The organism is Flavobacterium sp. W22_SRS_FK3 (assembly GCF_052113665.1).
Lineage (GTDB): Bacteria > Bacteroidota > Bacteroidia > Flavobacteriales > Flavobacteriaceae > Flavobacterium.
Genome location: NZ_JBGQOF010000035.1, coordinates 1 through 26118 on the forward strand (window position 1 = coordinate 1; position 26118 = coordinate 26118).

The 26118-nt window shown below is 32.7% G+C and carries 25 protein-coding genes and 1 pseudogene; 2 read left to right on the forward strand and 24 right to left on the reverse strand.

Translation table 11 applies throughout. The annotated features are described in order from the left end of the window. Positions 1–149: 149 nt before the first annotated feature. The 8 genes from ypfJ to ACEN2I_RS19170 all read right to left on the reverse strand — a co-directional run bounded on the left by ypfJ (position 150) and on the right by ACEN2I_RS19170 (position 11002). Positions 150–995, reverse strand: a complete 846-nt coding sequence (ypfJ, locus tag ACEN2I_RS19135; protein WP_441767696.1) for a KPN_02809 family neutral zinc metallopeptidase — start codon at positions 993–995, stop codon at positions 150–152. An 82-nt stretch (positions 996–1077) separates the two neighbouring features. Then, positions 1078–4476 carry a PAS domain S-box protein gene (locus ACEN2I_RS19140; protein ID WP_441767697.1) on the reverse strand — a complete coding sequence of 1133 codons (3399 nt, stop codon included), beginning with the start codon at positions 4474–4476 and terminating at the stop codon, positions 1078–1080. A gap of 685 nt (positions 4477–5161) precedes the next feature. Further along, positions 5162–5953: a hypothetical protein gene (locus ACEN2I_RS19145; RefSeq protein WP_441767698.1), complete on the reverse strand. Its 792-nt coding sequence runs from the start codon at positions 5951–5953 to the stop codon at positions 5162–5164. A gap of 118 nt (positions 5954–6071) precedes the next feature. Then, the gene (locus tag ACEN2I_RS19150; RefSeq protein ID WP_441767699.1) at positions 6072–7400 is read right to left on the reverse strand and encodes an aldehyde dehydrogenase; all 1329 of its coding nucleotides are present in this window, start codon (positions 7398–7400) and stop codon (positions 6072–6074) included. 75 nt (positions 7401–7475) lie between these two features. Beyond that, entirely contained in the window at positions 7476–8165 is a 690-nt protein-coding gene (locus tag ACEN2I_RS19155; RefSeq protein WP_441767700.1) for an RluA family pseudouridine synthase, read from the reverse strand. Positions 8166–8270: 105 nt separating this feature from the next. Continuing rightward, positions 8271–8573 (reverse strand): four helix bundle protein, encoded by a 303-nt coding sequence (locus tag ACEN2I_RS19160; protein WP_441767701.1) that lies wholly within the window; start codon positions 8571–8573, stop codon positions 8271–8273. A gap of 96 nt (positions 8574–8669) precedes the next feature. Next, complete coding sequence (panB, locus tag ACEN2I_RS19165) at positions 8670–9488, reverse strand: 3-methyl-2-oxobutanoate hydroxymethyltransferase (protein ID WP_441767702.1); 819 nt, start codon at positions 9486–9488, stop codon at positions 8670–8672. Between the two features lie 86 nt (positions 9489–9574). Continuing rightward, positions 9575–11002 carry an L-serine ammonia-lyase gene (locus ACEN2I_RS19170; protein WP_441767703.1) on the reverse strand — a complete coding sequence of 476 codons (1428 nt, stop codon included), beginning with the start codon at positions 11000–11002 and terminating at the stop codon, positions 9575–9577. Between the two features lie 316 nt (positions 11003–11318). Between ACEN2I_RS19170 and ACEN2I_RS19175 the strand changes: the two genes are divergently transcribed. After that, the gene (locus ACEN2I_RS19175; RefSeq protein ID WP_441767704.1) at positions 11319–13469 is read left to right on the forward strand and encodes a cation:proton antiporter; all 2151 of its coding nucleotides are present in this window, start codon (positions 11319–11321) and stop codon (positions 13467–13469) included. Positions 13470–13483: 14 nt separating this feature from the next. Here ACEN2I_RS19175 and ACEN2I_RS19180 read toward each other — a convergent pair whose 3' ends face one another. The 16 genes from ACEN2I_RS19180 to ACEN2I_RS19255 form a co-directional block, all read right to left on the reverse strand. Beyond that, a complete protein-coding gene (locus ACEN2I_RS19180; protein WP_441767705.1) occupies positions 13484–14173 on the reverse strand; it encodes a 2'-5' RNA ligase family protein in 690 nt (229 codons plus the stop codon). A gap of 6 nt (positions 14174–14179) precedes the next feature. Then, on the reverse strand, positions 14180–14557 hold the full coding sequence (locus ACEN2I_RS19185; RefSeq protein WP_441767706.1) for an iron chaperone: 378 nt from the start codon (positions 14555–14557) through the stop codon (positions 14180–14182). Between the two features lie 19 nt (positions 14558–14576). Continuing rightward, positions 14577–14744, reverse strand: coding sequence for a hypothetical protein (locus ACEN2I_RS19190; RefSeq protein ID WP_441767707.1), 168 nt, complete (start codon positions 14742–14744; stop codon positions 14577–14579). A gap of 17 nt (positions 14745–14761) precedes the next feature. Beyond that, positions 14762–15043, reverse strand: coding sequence for an SRPBCC domain-containing protein (locus tag ACEN2I_RS19195; protein WP_441767708.1), 282 nt, complete (start codon positions 15041–15043; stop codon positions 14762–14764). Between the two features lie 20 nt (positions 15044–15063). Then, positions 15064–15750: a DUF2490 domain-containing protein gene (locus tag ACEN2I_RS19200; RefSeq protein ID WP_441767709.1), complete on the reverse strand. Its 687-nt coding sequence runs from the start codon at positions 15748–15750 to the stop codon at positions 15064–15066. 95 nt (positions 15751–15845) lie between these two features. Next, complete coding sequence (locus ACEN2I_RS19205) at positions 15846–16427, reverse strand: TIGR00730 family Rossman fold protein (RefSeq protein WP_441767710.1); 582 nt, start codon at positions 16425–16427, stop codon at positions 15846–15848. A 68-nt stretch (positions 16428–16495) separates the two neighbouring features. Continuing rightward, positions 16496–17026: a GNAT family N-acetyltransferase gene (locus tag ACEN2I_RS19210; protein WP_441767711.1), complete on the reverse strand. Its 531-nt coding sequence runs from the start codon at positions 17024–17026 to the stop codon at positions 16496–16498. A 15-nt stretch (positions 17027–17041) separates the two neighbouring features. Then, positions 17042–18166, reverse strand: coding sequence for a lactonase family protein (locus ACEN2I_RS19215; protein WP_441767712.1), 1125 nt, complete (start codon positions 18164–18166; stop codon positions 17042–17044). A gap of 70 nt (positions 18167–18236) precedes the next feature. Next, positions 18237–19334, reverse strand: coding sequence for an MBL fold metallo-hydrolase (locus ACEN2I_RS19220; protein ID WP_441767713.1), 1098 nt, complete (start codon positions 19332–19334; stop codon positions 18237–18239). Positions 19335–19574: 240 nt separating this feature from the next. Continuing rightward, the gene (locus ACEN2I_RS19225) at positions 19575–20627 is read right to left on the reverse strand and encodes a serine hydrolase domain-containing protein (protein ID WP_441767714.1); all 1053 of its coding nucleotides are present in this window, start codon (positions 20625–20627) and stop codon (positions 19575–19577) included. 92 nt (positions 20628–20719) lie between these two features. After that, entirely contained in the window at positions 20720–21085 is a 366-nt protein-coding gene (locus ACEN2I_RS19230; RefSeq protein ID WP_441767715.1) for a nuclear transport factor 2 family protein, read from the reverse strand. 214 nt (positions 21086–21299) lie between these two features. Next, positions 21300–22778: a serine hydrolase gene (locus tag ACEN2I_RS19235; RefSeq protein WP_441767716.1), complete on the reverse strand. Its 1479-nt coding sequence runs from the start codon at positions 22776–22778 to the stop codon at positions 21300–21302. A 117-nt stretch (positions 22779–22895) separates the two neighbouring features. Beyond that, the gene (locus ACEN2I_RS19240) at positions 22896–23465 is read right to left on the reverse strand and encodes a helix-turn-helix domain-containing protein (protein ID WP_441767717.1); all 570 of its coding nucleotides are present in this window, start codon (positions 23463–23465) and stop codon (positions 22896–22898) included. Between the two features lie 116 nt (positions 23466–23581). Beyond that, positions 23582–24277 (reverse strand): hypothetical protein, encoded by a 696-nt coding sequence (locus ACEN2I_RS19245; RefSeq protein WP_441767718.1) that lies wholly within the window; start codon positions 24275–24277, stop codon positions 23582–23584. Positions 24278–24670: 393 nt separating this feature from the next. After that, a complete protein-coding gene (locus ACEN2I_RS19250) occupies positions 24671–25027 on the reverse strand; it encodes a helix-turn-helix domain-containing protein (RefSeq protein ID WP_441767719.1) in 357 nt (118 codons plus the stop codon). 5 nt (positions 25028–25032) lie between these two features. After that, a complete protein-coding gene (locus tag ACEN2I_RS19255; RefSeq protein WP_441767720.1) occupies positions 25033–25326 on the reverse strand; it encodes a type II toxin-antitoxin system HigB family toxin in 294 nt (97 codons plus the stop codon). 639 nt (positions 25327–25965) lie between these two features. Between ACEN2I_RS19255 and ACEN2I_RS19260 the strand changes: the two are divergent. Next, positions 25966–26118, forward strand: a pseudogene (locus ACEN2I_RS19260) (transposase); the annotation flags it as partial.

The following is a 26118-nucleotide window of genomic DNA, read 5'->3' on the forward strand; positions in this document are numbered from 1 at the left end:
GTTGACTACGCTTTACATATTTTATTTGATCTTCCATAACGATGCTTTTTGTGTATCGCTATTTCAGGACTAGACAATAATAAAATATAAAAAAAGCATGACTTTTACATCATGCTTTTTCTGGTTATTATCGGTTGGTTTTAATAGGATTATATTTCATCAAAAGTATCACCTTGTTTGATATCACCGCTGGTAAAGCCTTTCTTAAACCAGTACATCCTTTGTTCAGAAGTACCATGGGTAAAAGAGTCCGGCACTACATGTCCCTGCATTTTACTCTGTATGGCATCATCACCTACAGCATTGGCAGCACTTAGCGCCTCTTCAATATCTCCGGTATCAAGGTTTTCTTTATTATAATGCGTCCACACACCGGCATAAAAATCCGCCTGCAGTTCCAGTGCCACAGAGAGTTTGTTGGCTTCAGCTTCACTTTTTCCTTCCTGGTCACGGCGCATCTGGGCTGAGGTACCCAAAAGGGTTTGGATATGGTGTCCAATTTCGTGGGCAATAACATAAGCAATGGCAAAATCACCGCCTTTGGCGCCAAATTTGGTTTTGAGTTCCTCAAAAAAAGCAAGGTCCATATAGACTTTCTGGTCCCCCGGGCAGTAAAATGGCCCAGATGCAGAGGAAGCACCGCCACAGGCTGTTTGTACAGATCCTCTAAACAGCACTAGTTTTGGTTTTTTATAAGTCATGCCGTTCTCGGCAAAGATTTTGCCCCAGATATCTTCGTTATCAGCGAGGATTACACGTACAAAATTACCCATTTCTTCATCTTCAGCACTCAAAGGAGCTGCTGCCTCAGTTTGTTGCTGACTGCCTTGAAGTTGTTCTAAAGCAGATCCTACTGTTTGGCCGGTTTCACCGCCAAAAACGTTTAGTAACAAAATAATGATACCAATAACGCCGCCTCCCAGAACTGCTTTTCCGCCAGAAATGCCTCTTCTGTCTTCAACGTTGTCACTTTGTCTTCTGCCTAGCCATTTCATAAAAGAATGTATTTAAGTTAATTGAGGTTTGTGCAACACGAATTTATATTTTTTTTAAACAAATGACTAATAAAAAAAGTAATTATTTTAGCCATTTTATTAAGGTTTCTTCCACAGAACCTTTCATGATCGGTTTCGGGATATAATCGTTCATTCCGGAAACAAGACACTTATTTCGTTCTTCTTTTTCAGTACCGGCTGTCACGGCAATAATAGGAGTCAGTTTCCCTTTTGAAGAGTTTCTTATGGCGGCGGCGGCTTCATAACCGTTCATGATAGGCATTTGAATATCCATAAAAACAAGGTCAGGATTAATTGTTTCAAATTCTTTTACCGCTTCATAGCCATTTTCACATTCATAAATTAGAGCATCACTGTATAGGTTTTTGATAATTGTTTTTAACAGCAGCATATTTACTTTGTTGTCCTCTGCAATCAAAAAAGTAAATTGGGCAGTACTGGGATGATGTGGTAGCGGGCTCGGTTCAGGATTTAAAATACTAAAATCAGTTTTATACTTTTCATTGTTGTTCCGGTCACTGGTTTTAAGGGTCAGATCAAAATAAAAATTGCTTCCTTTATCTATTTTGCTGTCAAGCTGCAGACGGCTTTCCATAAGAGCTAGTAATTGGTTGGAAATGGTAAGACCTAACCCGGTTCCGCCAAATTTTCGGGTAGTAGAGCTGTCTTCTTGAGAAAAAGCCTTGAAAATTTTCTTTTGGTTTTGCTTTAAAATGCCAATACCGGTATCCACCACAGAAAATCGAATCACACAGATATTATTCTCTTTTCTTTCTAAAACCGAAACAGTGACTGTAATGGAGCCTTGGTGGGTAAACTTTACCGCATTTGATAATAAATTAATTAAAATTTGCTTGAGCCTTACTATATCGGTCCAGATATAGTTTGGTACATCAGGGGCTATATTCAGTTCAAGCTGCAGGTTTTTTAAATTAGATTCATAGACAATCAGGTCGGATACCTGTGCCAGTATTTTATTGATATCATATAAATCAATATATAAGTCTAATTTTCCGGCTTCTATTTTAGAAAAATCAAGAATATCGTTTATAATTTCTAATAAAGAATGCGCAGATTGATTAATCGTAGTCATATATCTTTTCTGAATATCTTCAAGTTCAGTCTTCATGAGTAAATGCGTGAAACCAATAATGCCATTAAGCGGCGTTCTGATTTCATGTGACATATTGGCCAAAAAATCAGATTTTGATTTATTGGCCGCTTCAGCAAGCTGTTTTGCTTTTATAGCATCTTCAGTTTGTTTTTTATTGGTAATGTCAAAATAGATTCCGCCAACAAATTCAATTTCATCTCCCTTTTTAATAACATCTCCAAATTCTTCAATCCAGATATAGTCGCCCGTTTTTCTTTTAATCCGATAAGTGTTGTGAAGTGCTTTTCCGTTTTTTAAATTATGAAACTGGTTATTCACTACGTCATCTTTATCATCTGGATGGATGAGCGATAAAAAGGAAAGGTTGTTTTCAAGAAATTCGGCTTTCGAATATCCGGTAAGATTTAAAATTTGGTCATTCAGGAATATTTTGGTAGAAAAAGCATCAAATTTAGATAGGTAGACAGTTCCGGGAATATTATTAGCGATTAATTTAAATTTCTCTTCACTTTCAACAATTTTAGTCTGATTGCGATTTCGTTCTAAAGCCGATGAAATATTATTGGCAAGGGTTTGAAAAATATAAATTTCTTCTTCAGACCATTTATGTTCATTTTGGCAGTCATCAAAACCAATAAATCCGCTAAAGACATCACGCACATACAAAGGAAGTATCAATATCGATTTAATGTTGTGTGTAAGAAGTAAGTTTTTAAAAAAAGTATCCTCTAATTGCCTGGTCAGCGTGTTTAGGATTTTCTTGTTGTTGGCTTTTTCAATTATTTCTTTTAAATCCGTTTCCGTAAACTTTTGAAGAATAACGTTTTCACCTGTGTTTTCTTCTCTTGACCATTTGTATTTTTGGCTGATGGTATTCGTATCAAAATCTTTTTCGTAATAATAGATATGGTCTGCATGTGCAACTTTACCTATAATGTTGTAAGTTTCCTGAAACATTTCCTCAGTAGTTTTGCTCAATAGAAATTTTTCTGTACAAAGTGCTAATGCGGATAATAATTGACTTTTAAATTCTAGTTTTCGTTCAGCTTTTAACCGCATTTGCGACGAAATGGCCAGCGAGATCACATCTGAAATAGTACGCGCATAATTAATATCCTCATTGTCCCATTCTCTTTTTTCTTCTGTACTCTCAAAACAGACTACTCCAGCCAGTTTTCCACTAAAAAAGACGGGGACATCAAGCATAGACAGAATTCTGTTTTTGATGAAATAGTCTTTTTGAAATTCAGAGGTTTCCAGTTTATTAAAAACGTCGGGAGCATTTATGATAGACTTGTTTTTTAAGGTTTCAAAATAAATAGGGAATGAAACCTTATCAAGAATAGTTTTGTTATAAACATCATTTTTATCTTTACTGTAAATATTTTTGCAGATAATGGTATCATTGAAATATTTCCAGAAACTGATTCTTTTTGCTTTTGATATAGCAGCTTCTTCTATAATAAAGTCAATGACACTATTTAAGTTGTCATAATGGCTAAAGTCGGTAGTGGATAATTTTTTGGTAGAATTATTATAGGACTCAATTTTTTCAAGCCTGATTCTTTTTTCGTTTTCATTATTTTTAAGCTCGGTAATATCTCTTGCGATACCGGCAAAACCTATAGTTTTTCCAAAATCATTTTTACGGATAATTACCTTTTGCGAAATCCAGATGGCATCACCGTTTTTCTTTAAGATAGGGATTTCAATGGTGTCGTGATTAAATTCTTTTTCTTCAAGGTTTTTATAAAATTCGGCAACTTTTTTACGGTATCCAGGATGAATAAAATTGGCATAATGTTTTGAGATAACTTCTTTTTCAGTATAGTGTAAAACAGAAAATGCAAATTCATTGATAAAAGTAAAATTACCTTCTGTGTCAATTTCAAAAATAATATCTGCTGCGGTCTGAATCAGGTTTTTGTATTGGTCCTGTATTTTAATTTGCTCCGTAATATCTTGTCCGATTCCTATAAATAAATTTTCAGAAAACTGTTTGTCTTTCCATTGGATATACTTGTACTCACCATTTTTGCACTTCAATTTGCGGGTGTATAAAATATTGTCCTGATAATTGTCTAAAAATTTATCACCAATAAAATCGGGATCTTCAGTATAAGTCCAGAAGCCCATTCCCATAACTTCGTCGGTGCGGTATCCCAATATTTCAGTAATAGATTCACTGCAAAAAATGACTTCCCCTTTTTTATTACAGGCAATCGTTAGCGAACTTCCTTTATGAACAATTTCATTAGTAAATCTTAAACTATCACGGGTATTTAAAAAGATAGCATACTTTACCTGATTGATAACAAAAATAACCAGGCAAAAGGTAAATAGCAAAACAGAGGATTTTACCGGTATGAAATCAAATACAGCATTGATGATGTGATAAATAAATATGACGGTAACAAAGCACCAATAGATTTTTATAGGCCTTAGTATACTGTAAGAAAAATAAAAGGAAATTAAAAAGGAAATGATCGGCACAACATCATTTGGCAAAATAATAATATTACGGGCAATATAAGTTGTAAATAATAAGAATATGGAAATAAAAATTATTGAAATTTTGTTTCTTAAATACGGAATTTTAATCGTTAAAAAGTAAAGTAATAAGATCGAAAACCCAATTGATAAATTAATATATAAAAGACTTTTTGGTCTTATTTTAAAAATTTCATTAATAATTTCTACAAGAATAATAGTAATACTGAAGAATAGCAGATAAAGTTGATATTCTTTAGGTGAAATTTCGTTTTCCTTATTTTTTTCAATGAAAGAACCGATTCTGATTTTGATTTTAAAAAACTGGTAAAGAAATAAAGCAATAAATATAAAGAGACAAAAACCTAAGAGGATTAATTTAGAATTAGGGTAAAAAATAAGATTTGAGTTAAACCAGTTTGTCTCATTTGATTTCAGGGCGCTGCCGAAAATGGTAAGCCCTGAATTCAATAAGTATAAAAAACTATAGTTGATTACCATAGAATTTGTGTATTGGTTTAGTTTAAATGAGATCCTTTATTTATTCCGAATCTGATTGTCCAATTGAGTCAATTGAATCTGGATTTTCAATTTCCAGAATGGCACTATAAATAGCATATTTAACAGAATACGTAATAGGAATTGTAAAAACGACACCAATACAGCAGCCAATGAATCCAATAACAGAACCAATTGCCGCGACTATAAATAACAGTGCGATCACAACAGGCTGTTTGCTTACAATTACGATACTTGATTTTATAGCTTCTATTATGTCAAGATTTCCAAAAATAATAAGCGGAACAGTAAGAGAAGTAAAAAGGGAAATAAGTATAGCAAAAATACTGTCAATTATTCTAATACCAATGAAATTGAAAGCTACAGAAATGAGTCCGCCAGTTAAGCCTATCAATAAAGTAGCAGTAAAAAGACGAGAAAAATAAGGAGCCTTGTAATAAGTAAAAACAGTCGAAAAATTAAATGCCTCATCCTTGTCGGCACAGTCTGCCATTTTTAAAAAACCGGCAGTAAAAGGACTAGTAATAGCAGTTACAAAAGTTGCAGCAAGCGTATAAATCAATATAGTGGTTCCTGCTGGCTGTTCGTTCTGTAAATTCTCAAAAAACTGTTTATTAAAATGTTCAGCACCATATAAAGAAATTAATATTCCACCGCCAAGAAAAAATGAAAAGATGGAAATGACCAGCAAGATTAGACCTGCATAAAGAGCTATTTTTTTATAATTTTCAAAAGCATGATTAAAAACATTAGAAAAATCTAACGAGTAACCGTTGTTTTTTATGTCTTCGATTTGATTAAGTGTAGATTTCATATTTAGTAGAATTGCCTTATATTTTTAGTATTTAAGTTAATTGTTCAAACGTAAATATAGCATTTTTAATCAATTCCAATACACAATCTGCGAAATAGTAAAAGTATAATTTTACTTTCTACATCCAGTTCAATAACCTTTTAATTATTTTTAATTTGTCTTTGTAAGGTGCATAACGCATGGGAAGATCGAGCCAGTTCCCTTTTTTTACAATTGCTTTATGATGTGAAAAAACATCAAAACTTAGTTTTCCATGATAAGCACCTATTCCACTGTAACCTACACCGCCAAAAGGCAATCTTTTATTCGAAAAATGAGCAACCGTATCGTTGATGCAGCCGCCTCCAAAAGAATAGTTTGAAATCATTTTTTTCGTAAAAGAATCATTTTCGCTAAAAATATAAAACGCCAGAGGCTTTTCATATTTACGGATTACCGCATCAATGTCATCCTCAGATTCATAAACGAGAATGGGTAAAAGAGGACCAAAAATCTCTTCCTGCATTACCGGGCTTTCCAATTCAGGTTCATCAAGCAGAGTAGGCGAAATGTAAAAATCATCAGGATCGGATTCTCCACCAAAAATGACTTTTTCCGGCGCTATCATGCCTGTTAGGCGAACCCAGTTTTTGGTGTTGATAATGCGGGCATAATCAGGTGATTTTTCTATTTTCTTGCCATAAGCCTGAATAATTTCATCAATCAAAAAAGTAATGAATTTGATTTTCATATTTTTTTGAATCAGAATATAATCCGGGGCAATACAGGTCTGTCCTGCATTGATGAATTTTCCCCATACAATACGTTTTGCTGCCAGTTTTAGATTGGCAGTCTGATCAATAACACACGGGTTTTTGCCACCTAGTTCTAAAGTTATGGGTGTCAGATGTTCGGCAGCAGCTTTGGCTACAATTTTCCCGACCGCAGCACTTCCGGTAAAGAAAATATAATCCCACCGTTTTGCCAGTAATTTATCTGAAACTTCGATACCGCCCTGAACAGCTTCAACATGGTTGATGTGAAATGATTTTTCAATTATTTTAGCAATTATGACAGAAGTATTCGGGGTAAGCTCTGAGGGTTTTAAAACCACTTTGTTTCCGGCAGCAACAGCAGAAATTAAAGGACATAAAGCCAATTGAAAAGGATAATTCCAAGGCGCTATAACCAAAACGTCCCCATAGGGTTCTTTATAAATAAAATCGGTAGAAGGAAAATTTAACAGCGAAGGAAAAACACGTTCCCGTTTAGCCCATTTATCAATATTTTTAATAGTGCTTTTTAATTCTGAAATAACATAATTAGTTTCTGTTATAACAGCTTCAAATTCCGGTTTTTTAAAATCATCAAATAGGGCTTTTACAATTAAATCCTCATTTTTCTGAATATTAAAAAGTAATTTTTTAAGCGTTTCTTTTCGGTATTTTATATCATTTTTATAGTCCATTTTTACTGCAGCTAATTTTTTCGACTATGCAAGTTACTTGATATAAATTGAAAATTTAACAATTAAATCATAAAATCATAAGGCATTCCAAATGGTTTCATCTGGGGTTGGGGCAGTTAGAGTAATGTTTTCTTTGGAGACAGGATGAATGAAAACTAACTTTCGGGCATGAAGATGAATACCTCCATCGGGATTGCTTCGGTCAAAACCATATTTTAAGTCCCCTTTTATTGGAGAGCCAATTGCAGACAGTTGTGCCCTAATTTGATGATGGCGACCCGTATGTAAATTGATTTCTAAAGCCGCATAATTTTGAAGTTCTTTAAATACCGTATAATCTAAACTGGCAATTTTACTGTCGGGAACTTCTTTTACATGTGCTTTAGAGGTGTTGTTTTTTTCGTTTCTTTTTAAATAATGAACCAATTTAGCAGTTGCTTCCTGAGGTTTATTCTTTACAACTGCCCAATAAGTCTTTTGTGTTTTGCGATTACTGAACATTTCATTCATTCGTGCTAATGCTTTACTTGTTCTGGCAAAAACTACGATTCCGGATGTAGGTCTGTCCAGGCGATGAATCACCCCCAGAAAAACATCTCCAGGTTTATTGTATTTATCTTTAATGTATTCTTTTACAACATCAGATAAGGGTTTGTCTCCTGTTTTATCACCTTGTACAATGTCACCCACACGTTTGTTTACCACAATAATATGGTTGTCTTCGTGTATAATTTGGAGATTATTTTTATCTGAAATGATTTTCATATTAGACTTACTTAAATTTCTAGATTTGCTTAGGCTTATTAGATTTTAGATTTGAAGATTATAATAAAGTTACTCTAAATCTTGATGTCATTTTTGTGATTTCCTCTAACAGTTTGTTAGTTCAATTGTTTTTTCTTCATTAATAAATCCCAACTTAGAAGAAATTAAAAGCTGTGTTTCTAGTTCAAAAGCAGAACCAATTGCAATTTCTAAAAATCTTGCAAAATCTTTATTAGAATTTCTTGAAGATCCTACAGCAATGTTTGAGGAAATAGAAATGGAATCTCTTCGCAATTGATTTGTAATTCCAAATTTTTCTTCATTAGGGAAAGAAGCAGTTACATTATAAATTTTAGAACAAAACAATCTGCTTTTTTTCCAAATTAAAAGCTCTTTAAATTGATGCATATTCTTTATTATATTATTTATTATAACTTAGACTTCTTAGTGCCATAAGAATTTAGAGATTAGGCCTAAGAAGTCTAATATCTAAATCGAATAAGTCTAGTATTGCTCATTAGAATTAGGAAAATCACTTGATTTCACATCCGTCACATATTGTCCAATTGCAGAGGTCATTTCCTGATAAAGATTTAAATAACGGCGCAAAAAACGCGGACTGAACTCATTGTTCATTCCCAGCATATCATGAATAACTAAAACTTGTCCGTCAACGCCTCCTCCGGCTCCGATTCCGATAACAGGAATTGAAATGCTTTTGGCTACTTTTTCGGCTAAATCAGCAGGTATTTTTTCTAAAACTACTGCAAAACAACCAACTTTTTCCAGCATTTTGGCATCTTCAATCAGTTTTTCAGCTTCTTCTTCTTCTTTGGCACGAACCGTGTAAGTTCCAAATTTATAGATAGATTGAGGAGTCAAACCTAAATGTCCCATTACCGGGATTCCTGCGTTTAATATTTTTTTGATAGATTCTTTAATTTCTTTCCCTCCTTCCAGCTTTACGGCATGTCCACCGCTTTCTTTCATGATTCTGATCGCAGAACGTAATGCTTCTTTTGGATCAGACTGATAACTTCCAAAAGGTAAATCAACTACAACTAAAGCTCTTTCGATAGCACGAACCACAGATGAAGCGTGGTAAATCATTTGATCTAACGTAATAGGTAAGGTCGTTTCATGACCAGCCATTACGTTTGAAGCAGAATCACCTACTAAAATGACGTCGACACCTGCTGTATCAACAATTTTCGCCATCGTATAATCGTAAGCCGTTAGCATAGAAATTTTTTCGCCATTGATTTTCATTTCGATTAGCGACTTGGTAGTGATTCTTTTATAATCTTTTTTTGCTGTTGACATTGATAACTTTTTTAATTTTTTTTGAATAGTTTTAAAGATGATTTTTTTAAAACGAAATTTTTTCCGCAAAATTAAGCAATATTATACTAACAATCTGCCATATTTACAGCAATTGCCAAACCGCCTTCGGATGTTTCTTTATATTTTGAATTCATATCTTTTGCCGTTTGCCACATGGTATTAATTACTTTGTCAAGTGGTACTTTTGCATTTTTAGAATCGGTCTCTAAAGCTAATTCGGCTGCATTTATGGCTTTTATGGCTCCCATTGTATTTCTTTCGATACACGGAATCTGAACCAGACCGCCAATTGGGTCGCAGGTTAAGCCAAGATGATGCTCCATGGCAATTTCGGCGGCCATTAAAACCTGAGCAGCTGTACCTCCCATTAATTCACAAAGTGCCGCAGCAGCCATCGAAGATGAAACGCCAATTTCGGCCTGACAGCCTCCCATTGCTGCCGAAATAGTAGATCCTTGTTTAAATAAGCTTCCAATCTCGCCTGCAACCATCAAAAATTGTTTAATTTCTTTCTCGCCGGCATCATGATTTTCAATAACTAAATAATACATCAAAACTGCCGGAATTACACCTGCACTTCCATTAGTAGGAGCAGTAACAACGCGTCCGAGTGATGCATTAACTTCGTTAACTGCAAGTGCAAAACAGCTTACCCATTTCAGAATCTGACGAAATTTAACTTCCGTTTTTCTGATTTCTTCCAGCCAGGATTGCGGATCATGATAATTTGATAAGCCAATTAAATTCTGATGCATATCAAAAGCTCTTCTGCGAACATTAAGTCCACCAGGCAAAACTCCTTCAGAATGACATCCAATATACATGCATTCTAACATCGTATGCCAGATACGCATTAACTCTGAGTGGATTTCAGTTTCAGGACGCATAGATTTTTCATTTTCATATACGATTTCTGATACTTTCCTATTCTCCTCGATGCAATATTTTAATAAATCGTTAGCATTATCAATCATAAACGGAAATGCACATTTTATTTCCTCTTTTATTTTGGCATTCGTTCTTTCTTCTTTTACAACAAAACCGCCACCAATTGAATAAAAAGTAGATTCATATTCCGAATTATCGGCTTTATAAGCAGTAAACTTTAAACCATTTGCATGGAAAGGAAGAAAATCTTTATTGAAAATAATGTCCTGAAGAAAGTAAAATGGAATTGTAATCTGGTTCCCCAGAATAATTTCATTTTTGGTTTCGATAGTTTTGATAATCCCTGCAATATTTTCAACGGGGATATATTCAGGATCCTGACCACTTAAACCCAACATAACAGCTAAATCTGTGGCATGGCCTTTACCTGTTAATGAAAGGGAACCATATAAGTCAACCTTAACTCTGGAAATTTCTTCTAAAACAGATTGGGCTTTCAATTCTTCTAAAAAACGTTCAGCTGCCCGCCATGGGCCAAGTGTATGTGAACTCGATGGGCCAACCCCAATTTTAAGCATATCAAAAACAGAAATACATTCTTCCATTGTTAAACTTTTTATTAAAACAAAGATAATTGAATAATGCAAAGAAGTTGTATTTGCATTTGTTAATGTTGCATTTTTGTTAAAAAAAATATTATATATTAATAATTTGATAATGAAATAAAAATTAATGCTTTATATATATCTTTTATAAAAAGGAGTATTATTTTTCGGTATTTTTGCAGCGAAGCAATCGCTAAAAGAGTCTGTTTTTTAGTTTTTCAAATGAAAACTACATAAACAATTACTTTTTGTTTTTTTTAATTTTTGAATGGTTTTTATGAAAATTGAAATTTTGCAAAGAAGATAAAATTAGATTATGATAGAATTTTTTAAGCACTTTATTAGCGAATTCGAATTGCCTTTAAGCAATCCCGTATTAATTTTTTCATTAATACTTTTCATTATTCTGCTTTGTCCAATTTTATTAAAAAAAATAAATATTCCCGGTATTATAGGGCTTATTCTTTCTGGGGTTTTAGTTGGTCCTCATGGGCTTAATATTTTAGCTAAGAGTTCTGCAGTCGATTTGTTTTCTACTATAGGATTGCTTTATATCATGTTTATTGCAGGTTTAGAGATGGACATGAATGAATTTAAAGCCAATAGGAATAAAAGTCTATTATTTGGCTTTTTTACTTTTATTCTGCCACTAACAATAGGTTTTCCAGTTTGCTTTTATATTTTAAAATATGATTTTAATGCCAGTTTTTTAACAGCAAGTATGTTTGCAACGCATACATTGGTTGCTTATCCAATTGTGAGTAAATTAGGGATTGCTAAAAACCAGGCTGTTGCCATAACAGTAGGCGGAACGATTCTGACAGATACAGCCGTTTTAATTATTTTGGCGATTATTATGGGAAGCAGTCAGGGAAAGTTAAATCAGGCTTTCTGGATAAAATTAGGCGTTTCACTGGCTATTTTTTCAGCAATAATGTTCTTATTGATTCCCAGAATTGCAAAATGGTTCTTTAAAAAATTGGAAAGCGAAAAACATGCCCATTATATTTTCGTACTTTCAGTAGTTTTCTTTGCTGCGTTTTTAGCAGAAGTAGCAGGAGTAGAGCCCATAATTGGTGCTTTTGTTGCAGGATTGGCTTTAAATCCTTTAATTCCTCATTCTTCAGCTTTAATGAACAGAATTGAGTTTATTGGCAATTCATTATTCATTCCTTTTTTCTTGATTTCTGTAGGAATGCTGGTTGATTTTAGTGTGATTTTAAGCGGACCAACAGCGCTTATAGTTGCCGGGACTTTGAGTGTTGTGGCTATTTTTGGAAAATGGATTGCAGCATTTTTTACTCAAATTATTTTTAAATACACCAAAACAGAAAGACAATTAATTTTTGGGTTAAGCAGTGCACATGCTGCTGCAACGCTGGCCGTGATTTTGGTTGGATTTAAAGCAAAAATTCTTGATGAGAATATACTGAACGGCACTATTATTTTAATATTGATTACTTGTATTGTGGCTTCTTTTGCTACCGAAAAAGCTGCTAAAAAAATTGCAATCTGTGAGGAGGAGGTTTCTACGGAAGATGCCGCTAATAAAGATAAAATTTTAGATGAACACATTTTAATTCCGTTAGCAAAAACATCAACTACAGAGCCTTTATTGGATTTTGCACTTTTGATAAAAGATAAAAAATCAGCCAATCCGGTAACATTATTGACGATTGTTCCTAATAATGATCAGGCAGAAATTAATATTATAAAGTATCAAAAAGCAGTTGATAAATTTGTCATTCAGGGTTCGGCTTCAGAAATAAAAATTAATACAATTGCCAGAATCGACCATAATCCGGCTAGTGGAATTTCACGAACCTCTAAAGAAATCATGTCGGATATTGTGATCATTGGCTGGCCAAGTAAAACCGGTTTTTTGGATAAAATTTTTGGAGAAAATGTAGATTCTATCATCAATAACGTAGATAAAACTTTATTCATTTGCAGATTTCAAAAGACTTTTATAGAAGAGAAAAGATTAGTTTTTCTTTGCCCGCCTTTTTCTGAAAGAGGAGTAGGCTTTCATCTCTTATTGCAGAAAATAGGGAGATTATCACAGGAATTAAGTATTCCGATTGTGATTTATGCTGAATATAAGACCTATCAGGCCATTCAGCAAATTGCGAATAGTTTAAAATTAACTGCAAAATTAGGTTTCAAAGGAATTTTAGAGTGGGATGATTTTGAAGTGATTTCAGATGAAATTAAATCTACCGATTTGATTGTGTTTAATTTATCGAGAAAAGGATCTGTTTCGTACCAATCGATTTTTGATAAATTACCTCAGAAATTTGAAAAATCGTTTCATGATAATAATATAATTTTAGTTTATCCACAAGACGAAAACAAAGTAACTTCTATGGATGCGTACGAAGACTTCAATGCTACACCATTAACAAAAGGACTTGAAGCGATTGAGCAAATTGGTAGGGGTCTGGGGAATATTTTGAAGAAGGGTTAAAAGTGTAAAACACCTTAAAAAAACTTTAGATAAAGATCACACAAATTAAGAGTGTTTCTTTCACGCTGATACCAGTCATTATAAACAAGTTCAATTTTTTCAACCGTAAATTTTCCAAAATTGTGGTTTCTAAATTTCTCAACGACTTCTATTAGTTTTTTAGGATTATCTAATTTTTTTTGAAAACGCATTACTGTCGAATGGGCTGTCGAGATACTATAACGGCTGTCAATACTCTGAGTTAAAGAAGAGTTTTTGAAGTTATCACGAAGCTTGTCACGCAAAATGTTCAATGAATCATCCGATGGAAACCCCTGAATCATTATAGCTGAAGGAGATAACGTAACACCAACGTAATCAATCCCGATTTCGTTTACATCTACCAGACTTTTTTCAATGATTTTAATATAATCAGATGTAGAAAAATTTTCCAAAGTAAAATCTTCGGCACATGAGATGATAGACATAATGGTGATATGAATATCAGCATTTGGATAATAATACTGGTCTGGTTCTGTTTTTTTTAATTCTTTCATGAATGCCTGTATATTAGCTTTTATTTCTGCATTGGGACGAACAAGTAAAGTAACTCCAAATCTTTTATCCGAAACATGACAAATTTTAGGATCTATTATATAATTCTCAGATAAAATAAGTTCCGATGAGGTTTTAAAAAGCTCAGTATAATGTTCAGATAAATTCATATTTGATTATTTATTTTTTACTTTTTCAAGATTTTCATGCACCCTGTATTTTACAATTTTGGCAATTAAATCTAAGGGGACAGGTTGATTTAGCGGAAATTGTACAGAACCTTTTCCTGATTTATATTTTGAAAGTTCGTTTTTAAATGCTGCATGACCGTCTGGCAATGCATAAAGACCAATATGATTTTTATAAGCGGCAAAATAAACAACGATTCCGTTTTGTTCAAAAGCAGGCATCGAGTAACTGATTTTTTCTTTGGCATCAGGGGCAGCCTTTTGAATCGTCATTCTTACTCTTTCTAAAATTTCCTGAACATCATTTGGAAAACCTCCAATGTACTCATCAATATTTGCGGGTTTTGGAATAGAAATTCTGGTCATGACAATTATTTTAGAATGATTAACTAAGACCTTTGGGAAATCTGTCTAATACTAAATTCAATTGAATCTGATGTTCTAAAAAAGCTTTAGCTCCTGCCAAAACCAAAGTAAAACCTTCAGTAGAATTACGAACTTCAGAAATTATTTTATCAGCATTTCCTTTAAAATTAGAATTGGTGATACTCACGAAAGTTTCTTTTTCATTTAAGGATTAAATATCCATTCAACAATAGTTTCTTCTTCCTTATTTCCCCATTCAATAACAATCCGTTTGTTTTCTTCTATAACTTTGGTTAAGACGGTAAGCGAAAAACCATACATTTCCCAGGTCCATTCAGTCGATTTTCCTTCTTCTAATTTGTGCGATCCTTTTGTAAACCAAAATTTACTGGTAATTACAGGATTAACAAAAGCTTCAAAAACTTCTGAAACGGGCTTTCTAATTAGCATTTCGGCTTTTGCAAAGTTATTATTTACTGCTGCCATATTTACAGATTTTTGAAATGTTATTTACTGCTGCTAAAAGGTATATTGTTATAAATTACAATCTGAAATTGATTACGCCCGGTTTTTTCCTGAATTTGTCTCATGAAACCTGCTTCAACCCTGAAATTTTTGTTAATCACATAACCTAATGCTCCATATACACGATCACGGTCAAAAGTTGGTGAATCTGCATTAATGAAAATTTCATTGTAAGCCGAAATATAAAACGCATTTTCTTCCATTTTAGGCTTGTTTACAGGAACATTCAAAGCAAGGAAATAACGAAAACGCATTTTAAAATCATCTTTTAAAAAGCGTTCCTCCACACGATAGCGATGTTGCAGATAAACCCTGCCAAAATTCTGACGCGTTATAAATTGCTGGTAAATACGATGCTCGTTATTTTGAGTTTTATCATCTGTTCCGGGTATGTAATTTTGTGAATTAATAAAACCATAGCCTAATAAAATATTGTTATTATTCTCCGTCAGATTATATCCAATTCCAGTTCTTAATAATAATTGTTGTGTGTCACCAGCAAAATTATAATTACGGTATTGTACTTCGTTATGCCAGTTCCATTTTTTATTTATAGCCTGGTTTCCAAAATAAATAAACCAGTTGCCGGTATCTGTTTTTTGTGCGTTAGTAAAATTTGTAAATAAAATCAGGGCTAATAAAAAGGAATAGGCTTTTAAATGTTGCATTTGTAATAGATATTTCAGTTTTTTTTTGGAGCTACAAGATAAGAAAGTTATTCTGGAAATGATGTTAAAAACAGAAATTCAGATATGCAAAAAAATTAAATGTCCCGTTTATCAATCCATTTTCCAACGGTTGGAGCTGTATAATTATTCATTTTATCCAATAAATCATCAATAGTGTTACTCACCAAAAGCATTTCCTGATTGATATCTTTAAGCAGGCCCTTATTGACCATGACTTGTGTTAATTCTAAAAGAGAATCATAAAAACCATTAATATTCAAAATAGCGATTGGTTTTTTATGAAGTCCTAATTGAGCCCATGTAAGCATTTCGAAAAGCTCTTCCAAGGTTCCGAAACCGCCCGGAAGTGCTATAACACCATCGCATAAATCATTCATTTTGGTTTTTCTTTCATGCATGCTTTCGACCAGAATAAGTTGGGTTAACCCCTGATGTGCAATTTCTTTTGACCTTAAAAAATTAGGCAAAACTCCAATTGCTTTTCCTCCTTTGCTTAAAACACCATCTGCTACAGCGCCCATTAGACCAACATTGGCGCCGCCGTAAACCAATTCGATTTTTTGTTTTGCAAATGTTTCGCCAAGTAAGGTTGCCTGCTCTTTGTAAATTTCTTCAGTGCCAAAACTGGATCCGCAAAAGACTGTTATTCTTTTCATCTTTTTAATTTAAGGATTAAGGAGGGGGGGATTAAGTGACTTACTTTTTACCTAATAACTTATGACTCTTAACTTCTAACTTTAGTTAATTCGTATTCAAAGTGGAGTATTCCATCATTAACAGGAAAAATCATTTCGTTTATTTTTTTGGCACCTAATTTTAAAACTGCTTTTTGTGAGCGAAAATTTTCTGCACCAATATGGAAAAGTATAGAATCAACACTCTGAAAAGCATAATCGATTAGTAATTTCTTAGTTGATTGATTGTAAGGACCACCCCAAAATTTTCTGCCAATAAAAGTATAACCAATTCCAATATTAGATTTCTCGGAATTGTAATCATAGAATCGGGTAGTGCCTATAACTTCGTTTGTTTTTTGGTCTAAAATTAAAAAGGCTCCGTTTGAAATTATGGCTGTTTCAAAAAAAGACTTAAAAACCCCTTTTTGATATCGGTCTTTAATAGGATGCTGCTCCCAGATTAAAGGATCGGATGCTACTTTATAAAGTGCTTCAAAATGATCTTCCTGTAGCGGAATTAATTTTATCGTTTCGTTTTCTAAAATTTCAGGCTTTAAATTGAAATTTGATATCGTCATTTCAAGAATATTTAGTTATATCTTTTTTATCTGAACACAGGAAACATTTTCCATTTTAATTTCCTTTCCGACTTTTTTGAGCAATCCGTTTTTTAGGTTTCTTTTAAAAACAATTACATTTCCAGAATTTACATTTGTTGCAATCAGAAATTTACCAGTTTCATCAATAGCAAAAATTCTGGGGTGTTTTCCTAAAGTCGATTGATAACCAATGTTTTTTAAAAGTCCGTTTTCTGCAATAGCAAAAATAGCGATATTGTTTTCTTTGCCGCGATTAGAAGCATATAAAAATTTTCCGTCAGGCGAAATATGAATGTCGGAGCTTTCAAAACCTTCCTTAATTTTATCTGGATGTGCATTAATGCGCTGGATTTTCTTTAAAGTCCCGCTTTCATATTGATAAACACTTATGGAGCCAGTCATTTCTTCAATAGAATAGCCATATTTTTGATTCGGATGAAAAGTAAAATGTCTCGGTCCAGCTTCTAAATCTGTTTTTGTAAAAGGATTTTGAGTTTCTGTTAAGGGTTGTTTTTTAGTTTCATCAAAATGATAACAGCGTATTTTATCGGCACCTAAATCAGGTAAAAACAGATAATCAAATTCTGGAGAAAACACAGCCGAATGTACATGAGATCGTGTTTGTCTTTCTTTATGAATGCTTCCGTCAGTATATTGAAAATTTTGTGCAATTGAATCGATTTTTCCGTTTTCTAATAGCGGATGAACTGATACACTTCCTTCTGTATAATTAGCATTTACCAGCCATTTACCATTTTTATGAACTGATACATAAACCGGATTTTCGCCTCCGCTTCGTTGTTTGTTTAAAAAAGCCAGTGATTTATTTTCAGGATTAAATTCAAAACTGCTTACGCTTCCCGAATTTGGTGTTTTAGTATCGGTACAGGCATAAATATATTTTCCGTTTGGAGAAACAGTCAAATAGGAAGGATTGATAATGTCTTTTGACGAAGTAATTTTAGCTAATTTTCCATTTAAAGTATCCAATTGATAAACCTGGATTGATTCTGTAGTTTTATCACGATTGTAAGATCCTAAAAAAACGTAAGTGTTTTGAGAAAATACAGAAGTACAAATTAGGAAAATAAAAATGAGTATGTGTTTTTTTAGGTTCAATGTTTTTTCTTTTAAAAGTAAAAATTTAGAGTTTTAAGAATACATAGCCTTTATTAATAATTAACAATTATTATTTAAGTCCTTTCCACCATTGTTTAAACGTCTGTTTTTCATTTTTCAGTTCAACTATTTCCCCAATCATCGGAGTAATTAATGGAATCGGATTTTCAGAGAAGGTATTCAATTCGGTTATTTTTATTAAAGGTTCATCCCAGGAATGAAGAGATAAAGGAAATTTTGAATTATGTACAGGAAAAACTCTTTTTGCCTTTAAGTCTTTCATCGCTTTCATTACATCTTCAGGCAGATTGTGAATGTATTTCCATGCCGGATTATATTGCCCATTATCAATAAGTGCAACATCAAAAGGGCCATGTTTTTCGCCAATTGCTGCAAAGTGAGTATCGTAACCGCTGTCGCCGCCCAAATACATTTTAAAATCTTTGGTTTCTAAAATAAAAGAAGTCCAGAGTGTGTTACAGCGCTTGATGCTTCTGCCTGAAAAATGTCTCGATGGAGCAGTGTAAAGCGTTATATTTTGATCTAATTGTAGCTTTTCATGCCAGTCTTTTTCGATAATATTTTCTACTGTAAAGCCCCAAAATTCAAAATGTGAACCAACACCAAGTGCTGTTATTACTTTTTTTATTTTTGGTTTCAGTTCCATTATAGTTTTATAATCCAAATGATCATAATGGTCGTGCGTTATCAGCAAATAATCAATTTTCGGAATATCATCATAGTTATAAATATCTGTTCCTTTGAAAGCTTTTGTAGTTCCGTAAACAGGAGAGGCATTGCCGCTGAAAACAGGATCAATTAAAAAGCGTTTGCCTTCAAGCTGGATATAATAAGACGAATGTCCAAACCAAATTAAAACATCCTGATCCAAAGGAAGTTCCTTTAAATTTGTTTTTATAGAAGGAATAACATCAGCTGGAATTTTTCGATCAATCTTCTTAAATAAAAAATTGGTTAAAACATCATAATAACCATAACCTTCCGCCAGTTCCGGAGTAAAATTTTCATTTTCGAATTTTCCATTTTTGTATTGAGGCGATTTTTGTATTAAAGCAAGTCTTTCTCCAGAAGGTCTTTTTCCGAATCTGGGATGGAATAAAAAATATAAAATAAGAACTAATAAAAGAACTAATAGTGTAAGGATCATGATTTTTTTATTTTGAAGGATATAATTTTTGTAATTCTTTTACTGAAGATAAAATCATTTCTTTAAGAACTTCGATATTAACATCACTTAGTTTTTTAATGTATATACAGCCTTTTGCTGCTTTGTGTTTTATGTTTTGAGCTCTAAACCATCATTTATTTTTGTTTCATCATCAATAAAAGTATCTATGAAATCGATAATAGTAGCTTCTGTTATTGTTGTTTTATTTTTTGCCAAAGCCTATTTTTTGGAATGTACTAAATTGCTTTTAAATAAAATATTTTTGATTTGAATTTCAGAAGCATAAAACAAATCCGGGTTCTCATTCATCTGATTTTCTAAAACAATCAAACTAACATCACTTTCAGGGAAATACAAATTTACAGAAGAAAAACCATCTCCCAGACCTGTATGGCCAACATATTTCACGGGTTCATGTTCGATAATTCGAATTCCATAACCGTAACCTTCTTTTTCTTTCCCGAACACATTATGCTGCGACAATACATTATATTTTAGCATTAATTGATAAGTTTTTGGTTCTAAAATTTTTCCTTTGTGAAGATTATTGTTCCAGACAGCTAAATCGTTTGCAGTAGAAACAATACCATCAGCACCCAGATTTTTAAACGTTATTAGTGTTTTTTTGACAGGTTCGTAAGTATTTTTATTATTTACGTATCCGATAGTCAAATTTTGAATTTTGTCTTGATTATAAGCAAAAGTATTCTTCATTTGCAGTTTTTTGAAAAGTGCATTGGCAACTTCACTATAACTTTTATTCGAAGTATGCTCAACAATCTGACCTAAAAGACTGTAGCTTATATTTCCGTAATGAAAATTAGTTCCAGGCGTAAATTCCAAAGGTTTATTGATGTCTATAATTCCGTGCGTGTGATTTAAAAGTTGATGAACTGTAACAGAATCTGCCCAATTCTGGACAAGTTCAGGAAGATATTTTTTAATTGGATCCTGTAAGTTAATTTTTCCCTTTTCAACTTCCAGTAATATCAAAACTGCAGCAATTTGTTTGCTGTTTGACATGATTTCAAATTGGCTGTCTAGTTTTAAAGGCTTTTTAGTTTCAAAATTGGTAAAGCCATACGCTTTGTTGTATAAAGTTTTTCCTTTTTTGGTAATTATAATAACGCCATTAAATTTAGGCTCGGCAACTTTAATTAAACTGTCAATTTTACTTGAATAATTTTCTCTTTTTTGAGCGAAAGCATTAGTATAGTTAAAAAATAGGAAAACGATTGAAAGGAGAGAGGAAAATCGGAAAATAGCGTTCATTAAGAGATTTTTGGTTTTTAGTTTATTTATTGTTTTTTGTTTCAAGTTTCAGATTTCGATTTCCGGCTGATAATGTGACTAAAAATTATTCCTTAGAACATTCCATTTTCATTAAGCATTTTGTCGGGAACGGCTTGGCCTAAATCCCAAAGTTCAACTATTTTGTCTGATTCAAATCTAAAAATATGAACTACAGCTATCCCCAAATCATTAAGTGTTTGTTTAATGTGCGAATGTACAGCCACTAAATTTTCCTCTTCTAAAATATGATGAATTGTAAAAATTTTATTTGGATTTTTTTTTGCAGATTCTTCCATGGCAAGCATTAAAGTGTCTGCATCACCTTTAAAATATACATTGTGGTGTTTGAAATCCTTGCTTACATGCAGGCGGAAAGCTTCATGAGAATGACCTTTTGCAGCTAATTTTAAAAATTCCTGTGCTATTTGTTTTTTCATAACATCTATTTAAAAAAGAAAACTAAAGTATGAAATTATAATCCTACGTTTTGATTATGCCAATTAAAATCAAATAATTTCTCTCTATTTCTGTACCAGTAAAGTTAATGAATTCTTATTCACTTTCTAATTGTCTTGTCGTGAGTAATTAAAAAAAAACTTACCAAATTTTAAACGGTTAAAATAGCTTGTTTGATTATTTTGGTTTCAATTTTTATTTCGTTTCTATTTCATATATTTTTTCTCCGTTATTGCCTAAATAATGCTTTAGTAACGCTTCATAAACGCTTACGCCAGTGTCAGAGTTTGTAAAAATCAAAAGGCCTTGCTTTGTTTTGGGAAAGAGAAACACTATAGTCTGAACACCATTATCAGACCCTCCGTGAGATAATGCAAATTCACCATTGCCTAAATCATAAATTTCAAAGCCCAAACCAAAATGTTTTCCTTTTGTACTCGATGTCTGGTTTGACATCATTTCATCAAATACCATTTTTGTTAATCCATCACCGTTCATCACACTAATTAAAAAATTTCCGTAGTCTCCAATGGTTGTTAATAAATCATCGGCAGCATTTGGCGTTATGTTTTTTACAGATTCATATGGTTTTCCGTCTTTGTCATAACCAATGGCTAATCTTGCAGTATCTATATTTTTATCCCACACATACCTTGTGTCGTTCATTTTTAATGGTTGAAATAGGAGTTCACTGGCTAATTGTTGTAATGATTTATTAAACTTTTTTTCTAATGCTTTGCGCAAATATTCCATTCCCTCTCCCGAATATTGATATTTGGTTCCCGGATCAAATTGAAAGTTTAGTTTTTTATTGTAATTCATCCAACGCCAATTTGGAAAACCTGTTTGATGGCTCAAAATAAACCTTGTCGTTAGTTTTTTATTTCGTGGATCATTGGCGATATCCGGGTCAGTCCAATACTTGTAGATGGGTTCGTCTAAAGTCCATTTATCCAAACTTACCAGTTTCAATGCAACCAGAGCTGTAACAGGTTTGGTTAAAGAAGCTACATTAAAAATAGTATTATAAGGTGCAGAAACACCTTTTGTAATTTCTCCATAAACTTTTACCTGATGCAGTTTCCCATTTTCAATAACTCCAATTCCCAATGTTGGGACTTTGTTTTCTTTCAGCCATTTTTTAATTTCGGTATCATTATCAAAAATTGGATTATCTGTTTTTCTATTTTCGCAGGCTTTATGGTCGAAACTAAATGAGGCTGTCAATTTCCATTCTCCATTTTCCAATTGCCAAACGTTGGTGAACTTCGCAATTCCCGCCTGGCTTTCTCGTTTTTCAGAAAACATATGTTCACCATTCTGCACAGCACCGTAAAGAACATTGTTTTTGTATAGTGGAAATATTTCAGTACTTTCTTTTACTAAAATCCTTTTTACCTGACGATTTTCCTCATTATTGCAGATTCCATTTTTTAAATCGAAAAGAAATTTTGTTTTATCAGAAATGCCATCCTTGTCGTGATAAAATTTTAGGTTATCACTCAATAGATTTTCAAACTGTTTGATGTCACAAGTATTAAAACCTATATCAAAAAGTAAACTGTCTTTTGAAAGAATGGTTTTATAAAGGTTTGAACTTTTATCAGCCTGAGCTTTGCTGTTTACACTAAAAGTGATGGCAAGAATGATGCTTACGAGAATCTTTTTTGTCATAATGAGTCTTTTTTTTGCTACAATTAATTTTAGCAAAGGTTAGAATCTCATCTCTTTTACCCAAAAAAACACACCCGACAATAACCCGACAAAATACTGACAAAACCCTAACTTTTTTTATAACATGCTGAATTTCAATCGATAATAAAGTTTTTTATTCCTGTCTATTTCTATAGCATTTCGAAGGATAATAAAAACATTAGATAAAGCGATGAGTATCATGAGTATTAATGTGAATTGATGTCCCAACTTTAAAAAAATGCCTAAAATGAATACGATGGGAGCAATTATTGTCCAAAGTATTTGAACAGAAATGAGTTCTTTAGTTAATGTGTTTTTTTGTTTCAGGATAAGCATCAGAATTATGGGAACAATTATATTAAATGGTGGAATTATTATGAATGGAATAGAGGAAAGGTTGATTAATTTTAGTGTAGCATAATTAATCAAAATCGTTTTTTGTAATTGTTTTTTGTTAGTAATAGTGCTACTTTCTTTTTCATTTTTTTCAGTTTGTAGTTCACTTTCTTCTATTTGTAATGCTTTTGCCAAAATGCGTAGTGTATAACCTTTTGGCTCTTTTCCTGTTTCAATTCGCTGAATAGTTCTTGAAGAAACACCTGATTTTTCAGATAATTCTTCCTGAGTCAGATTTTGTATTTCTCTTATCTTTTTTAATTTTGACATACGATTTTTTACAATTTTCGCTTAGATTTGTTTTGTGTCTTTATTGAGATAGTTGTTAATAACTTAATCAGGATTTACATAGAAGATGTATGTTGGCGCCAGTAGTGTTTTTGTTTTTATTTCCATTTCATTTCTCCTTTTAGATTTTGCCAGCCATTCCATTTACAGGTATTGTCAATAAAATCCTTTTTAAAGTTTTTTCCAGAAAATATATAAATGTCCGATGTTGTGCAACCCCCAAATTTTATATTATTTAGTTCGCATTCCATTTTAATTAAATTATTAACTTCTTTGTCGGTAAGTTTTGTTGTTTTCCCATTTCTTTCTAATTCATAAAATTTTTCTTTTTTATAAATTATTACACTATCCTCTTCACGGTTAAAACATCCCTGGCTTCTATACGTTATTTTTAAACTATCATTTACTTTTAATTTTCTAATTAACGATTTTTTAAAATTCTGTTTGTAATCTGAATAATCTGGATTAAGAGATATTTCATAAATTTTACTTTCCTGAATAATTAATTCTCTTACAATTTTTTGTTCAAAAATATTTAAATATTCAAACTCATATTTTCCTTCTTCTAAGTTTTTTAATTTAATAGAATGTTGAATAAATGGTAAGCCATCAGGTTTAATTTCTTTAAATAATTTTCCATTTTTATAAATTTTGAGAAAATTCAAATCAGGATACTCTTTACTTAATTTATTTTCTAACTCTATTTTGATTTTTATTGTAGCAGAAATTTCTTTTTTTTCACATTTCAGAAAGAAAATTGAAGTTAAAAATAATATTATAAGTTTCTTTTTCATCCGATTTTGGGGTAAAATGACAGTTAACATCAGTCTGTGAAAAAACCTCCGTTTGTATTATCTCAAGTATAACAAAAAAATTATGCAAAAACAGCCGTTTTTGACCAGTGTGGTTCGCCTGCCTGGTATCTTGGGTTTGACCAAAGTCAAGCTTATGCATTTAGTCGCACTCGTAAAGGCGGTTGGGCAATTGCCCAGAGTCCGATTTTGAGTACTACCATTACTTTGAAACGCTTAAAACAATGTGGTTATCAATCATTAACAGATGTTTACATCGAACTCAACCCATCATTTTGCGAACCGCCGAGTACGTGAACCGTATGCTCGGTGGTGTTAGAGGCGCACTCCGTTCCCTTTTGGGTGGAGCCGTCTACTCGATTGGCAGTCGTACTTTTAATACGTCTGAATTAAAACGTCAGTAGGTATATGAAGCCTTTCATGTAATTGTCTAATCATTTCCAAAGAAAGCTTTCTTTTTCGATTTAAGATCTCACTTGCGCGACTTTTCAAACCAACAATATTTGCTAAATCATTTTGATTATAGCCCATTTGCTCCATTCTAAATTTAATTGCTTCAATGGGATCTGGTAAACTGATAGGAAATTTTTCATTTTCATATTTGTCAATTAAAATACCGAGCACCTCAAGTTCGTCTCCTTCAGGAGAGCCATTTTTTGCATCAAAGATTACTTCAAGTCTTTGTAAAGCTTGATTGTAATCGTTTTCTGTTTTTATAGGTTTAATTTCCATAATATTTAAATTTCATTTGCATTAATCTTGTCATATTCTGCATGCGTTCCAATAAATCGAATCCAAATCATTTGATACTCATAAGTTACCTTAACAATCAATCTATAATTATTTCCTTTAATATTGAAAACTATTCTGTTATCATTTAATATACTAGCACTAGGATAATCTAATTTTATTTCATTTGGGTTTTTCCATTTAGCTGTACTTGCTTCTTGAAACCATGATTTTAATTGTTGTTCACAATCGCCATGTACCTCCCAAAAATCTCTTAGCATTTTTTTAGCTACTACTCTCAAATGATTATTTTTTTCAAAGATAACAAAAAAAGTTCCCAAAACGGGATTTTTATTTTTTTTCGTCGCGAGCGCGTATGACTGACGTTCCTGCGCCTTGCGCAGTTTGGGATTAAATTAGCGTTATCTTTCGGATTTGCCAAATCTTCAAAATACAAAACAATTTTGCCATTTAGCCAAATCCCCAAATTTCTTGTAGCGTGTGTGTGCCCTGCATGAGCAGGACACACGCTGTAGTGTTTGATAAAAATTCGAAAATACAAATTTTGAATTAGAGAACAAATCCTACAGCGTGTAATTTTTCCAGAGGGTGCAAGTCCCTTATGAGCGGATTGAAACCCCGAATCATTAGTACGTCGCAAGGTTGTTGGTTGCGAAGCCAGAACTGAAGGAAGCGAGACGACAAAAGTCTGTACCGACGAACAGAAATTGCATAAGAGGCATAACAATAAGGATGAGTATCCACAGCAATACGAAGTCCAAAACAGTGTTCTGAACATGCTAATAAATCAGATTGTTGTTATGTAGATGCAGCGGGAATAGACAGAAGGAAAAAGCTCTTACCAGGGGAAGTCTTTGCAACCACGAGTTGGTTAGGTAAAGAAGTCAGCAGAAGTCATAGTACTTGTAAGGAAACTCCATCCTGCATCGGTGGTGGAATATTTAGGGAGATACACCCATAAAATCGCCATTAGCAACCATCGAATCAAGAATATCAATACTCAAAACGTGACTTTTGATTATAAGGATTATCGTGAAAATGGTTTTAAAAAGCAAATGACACTCAGCCATCAG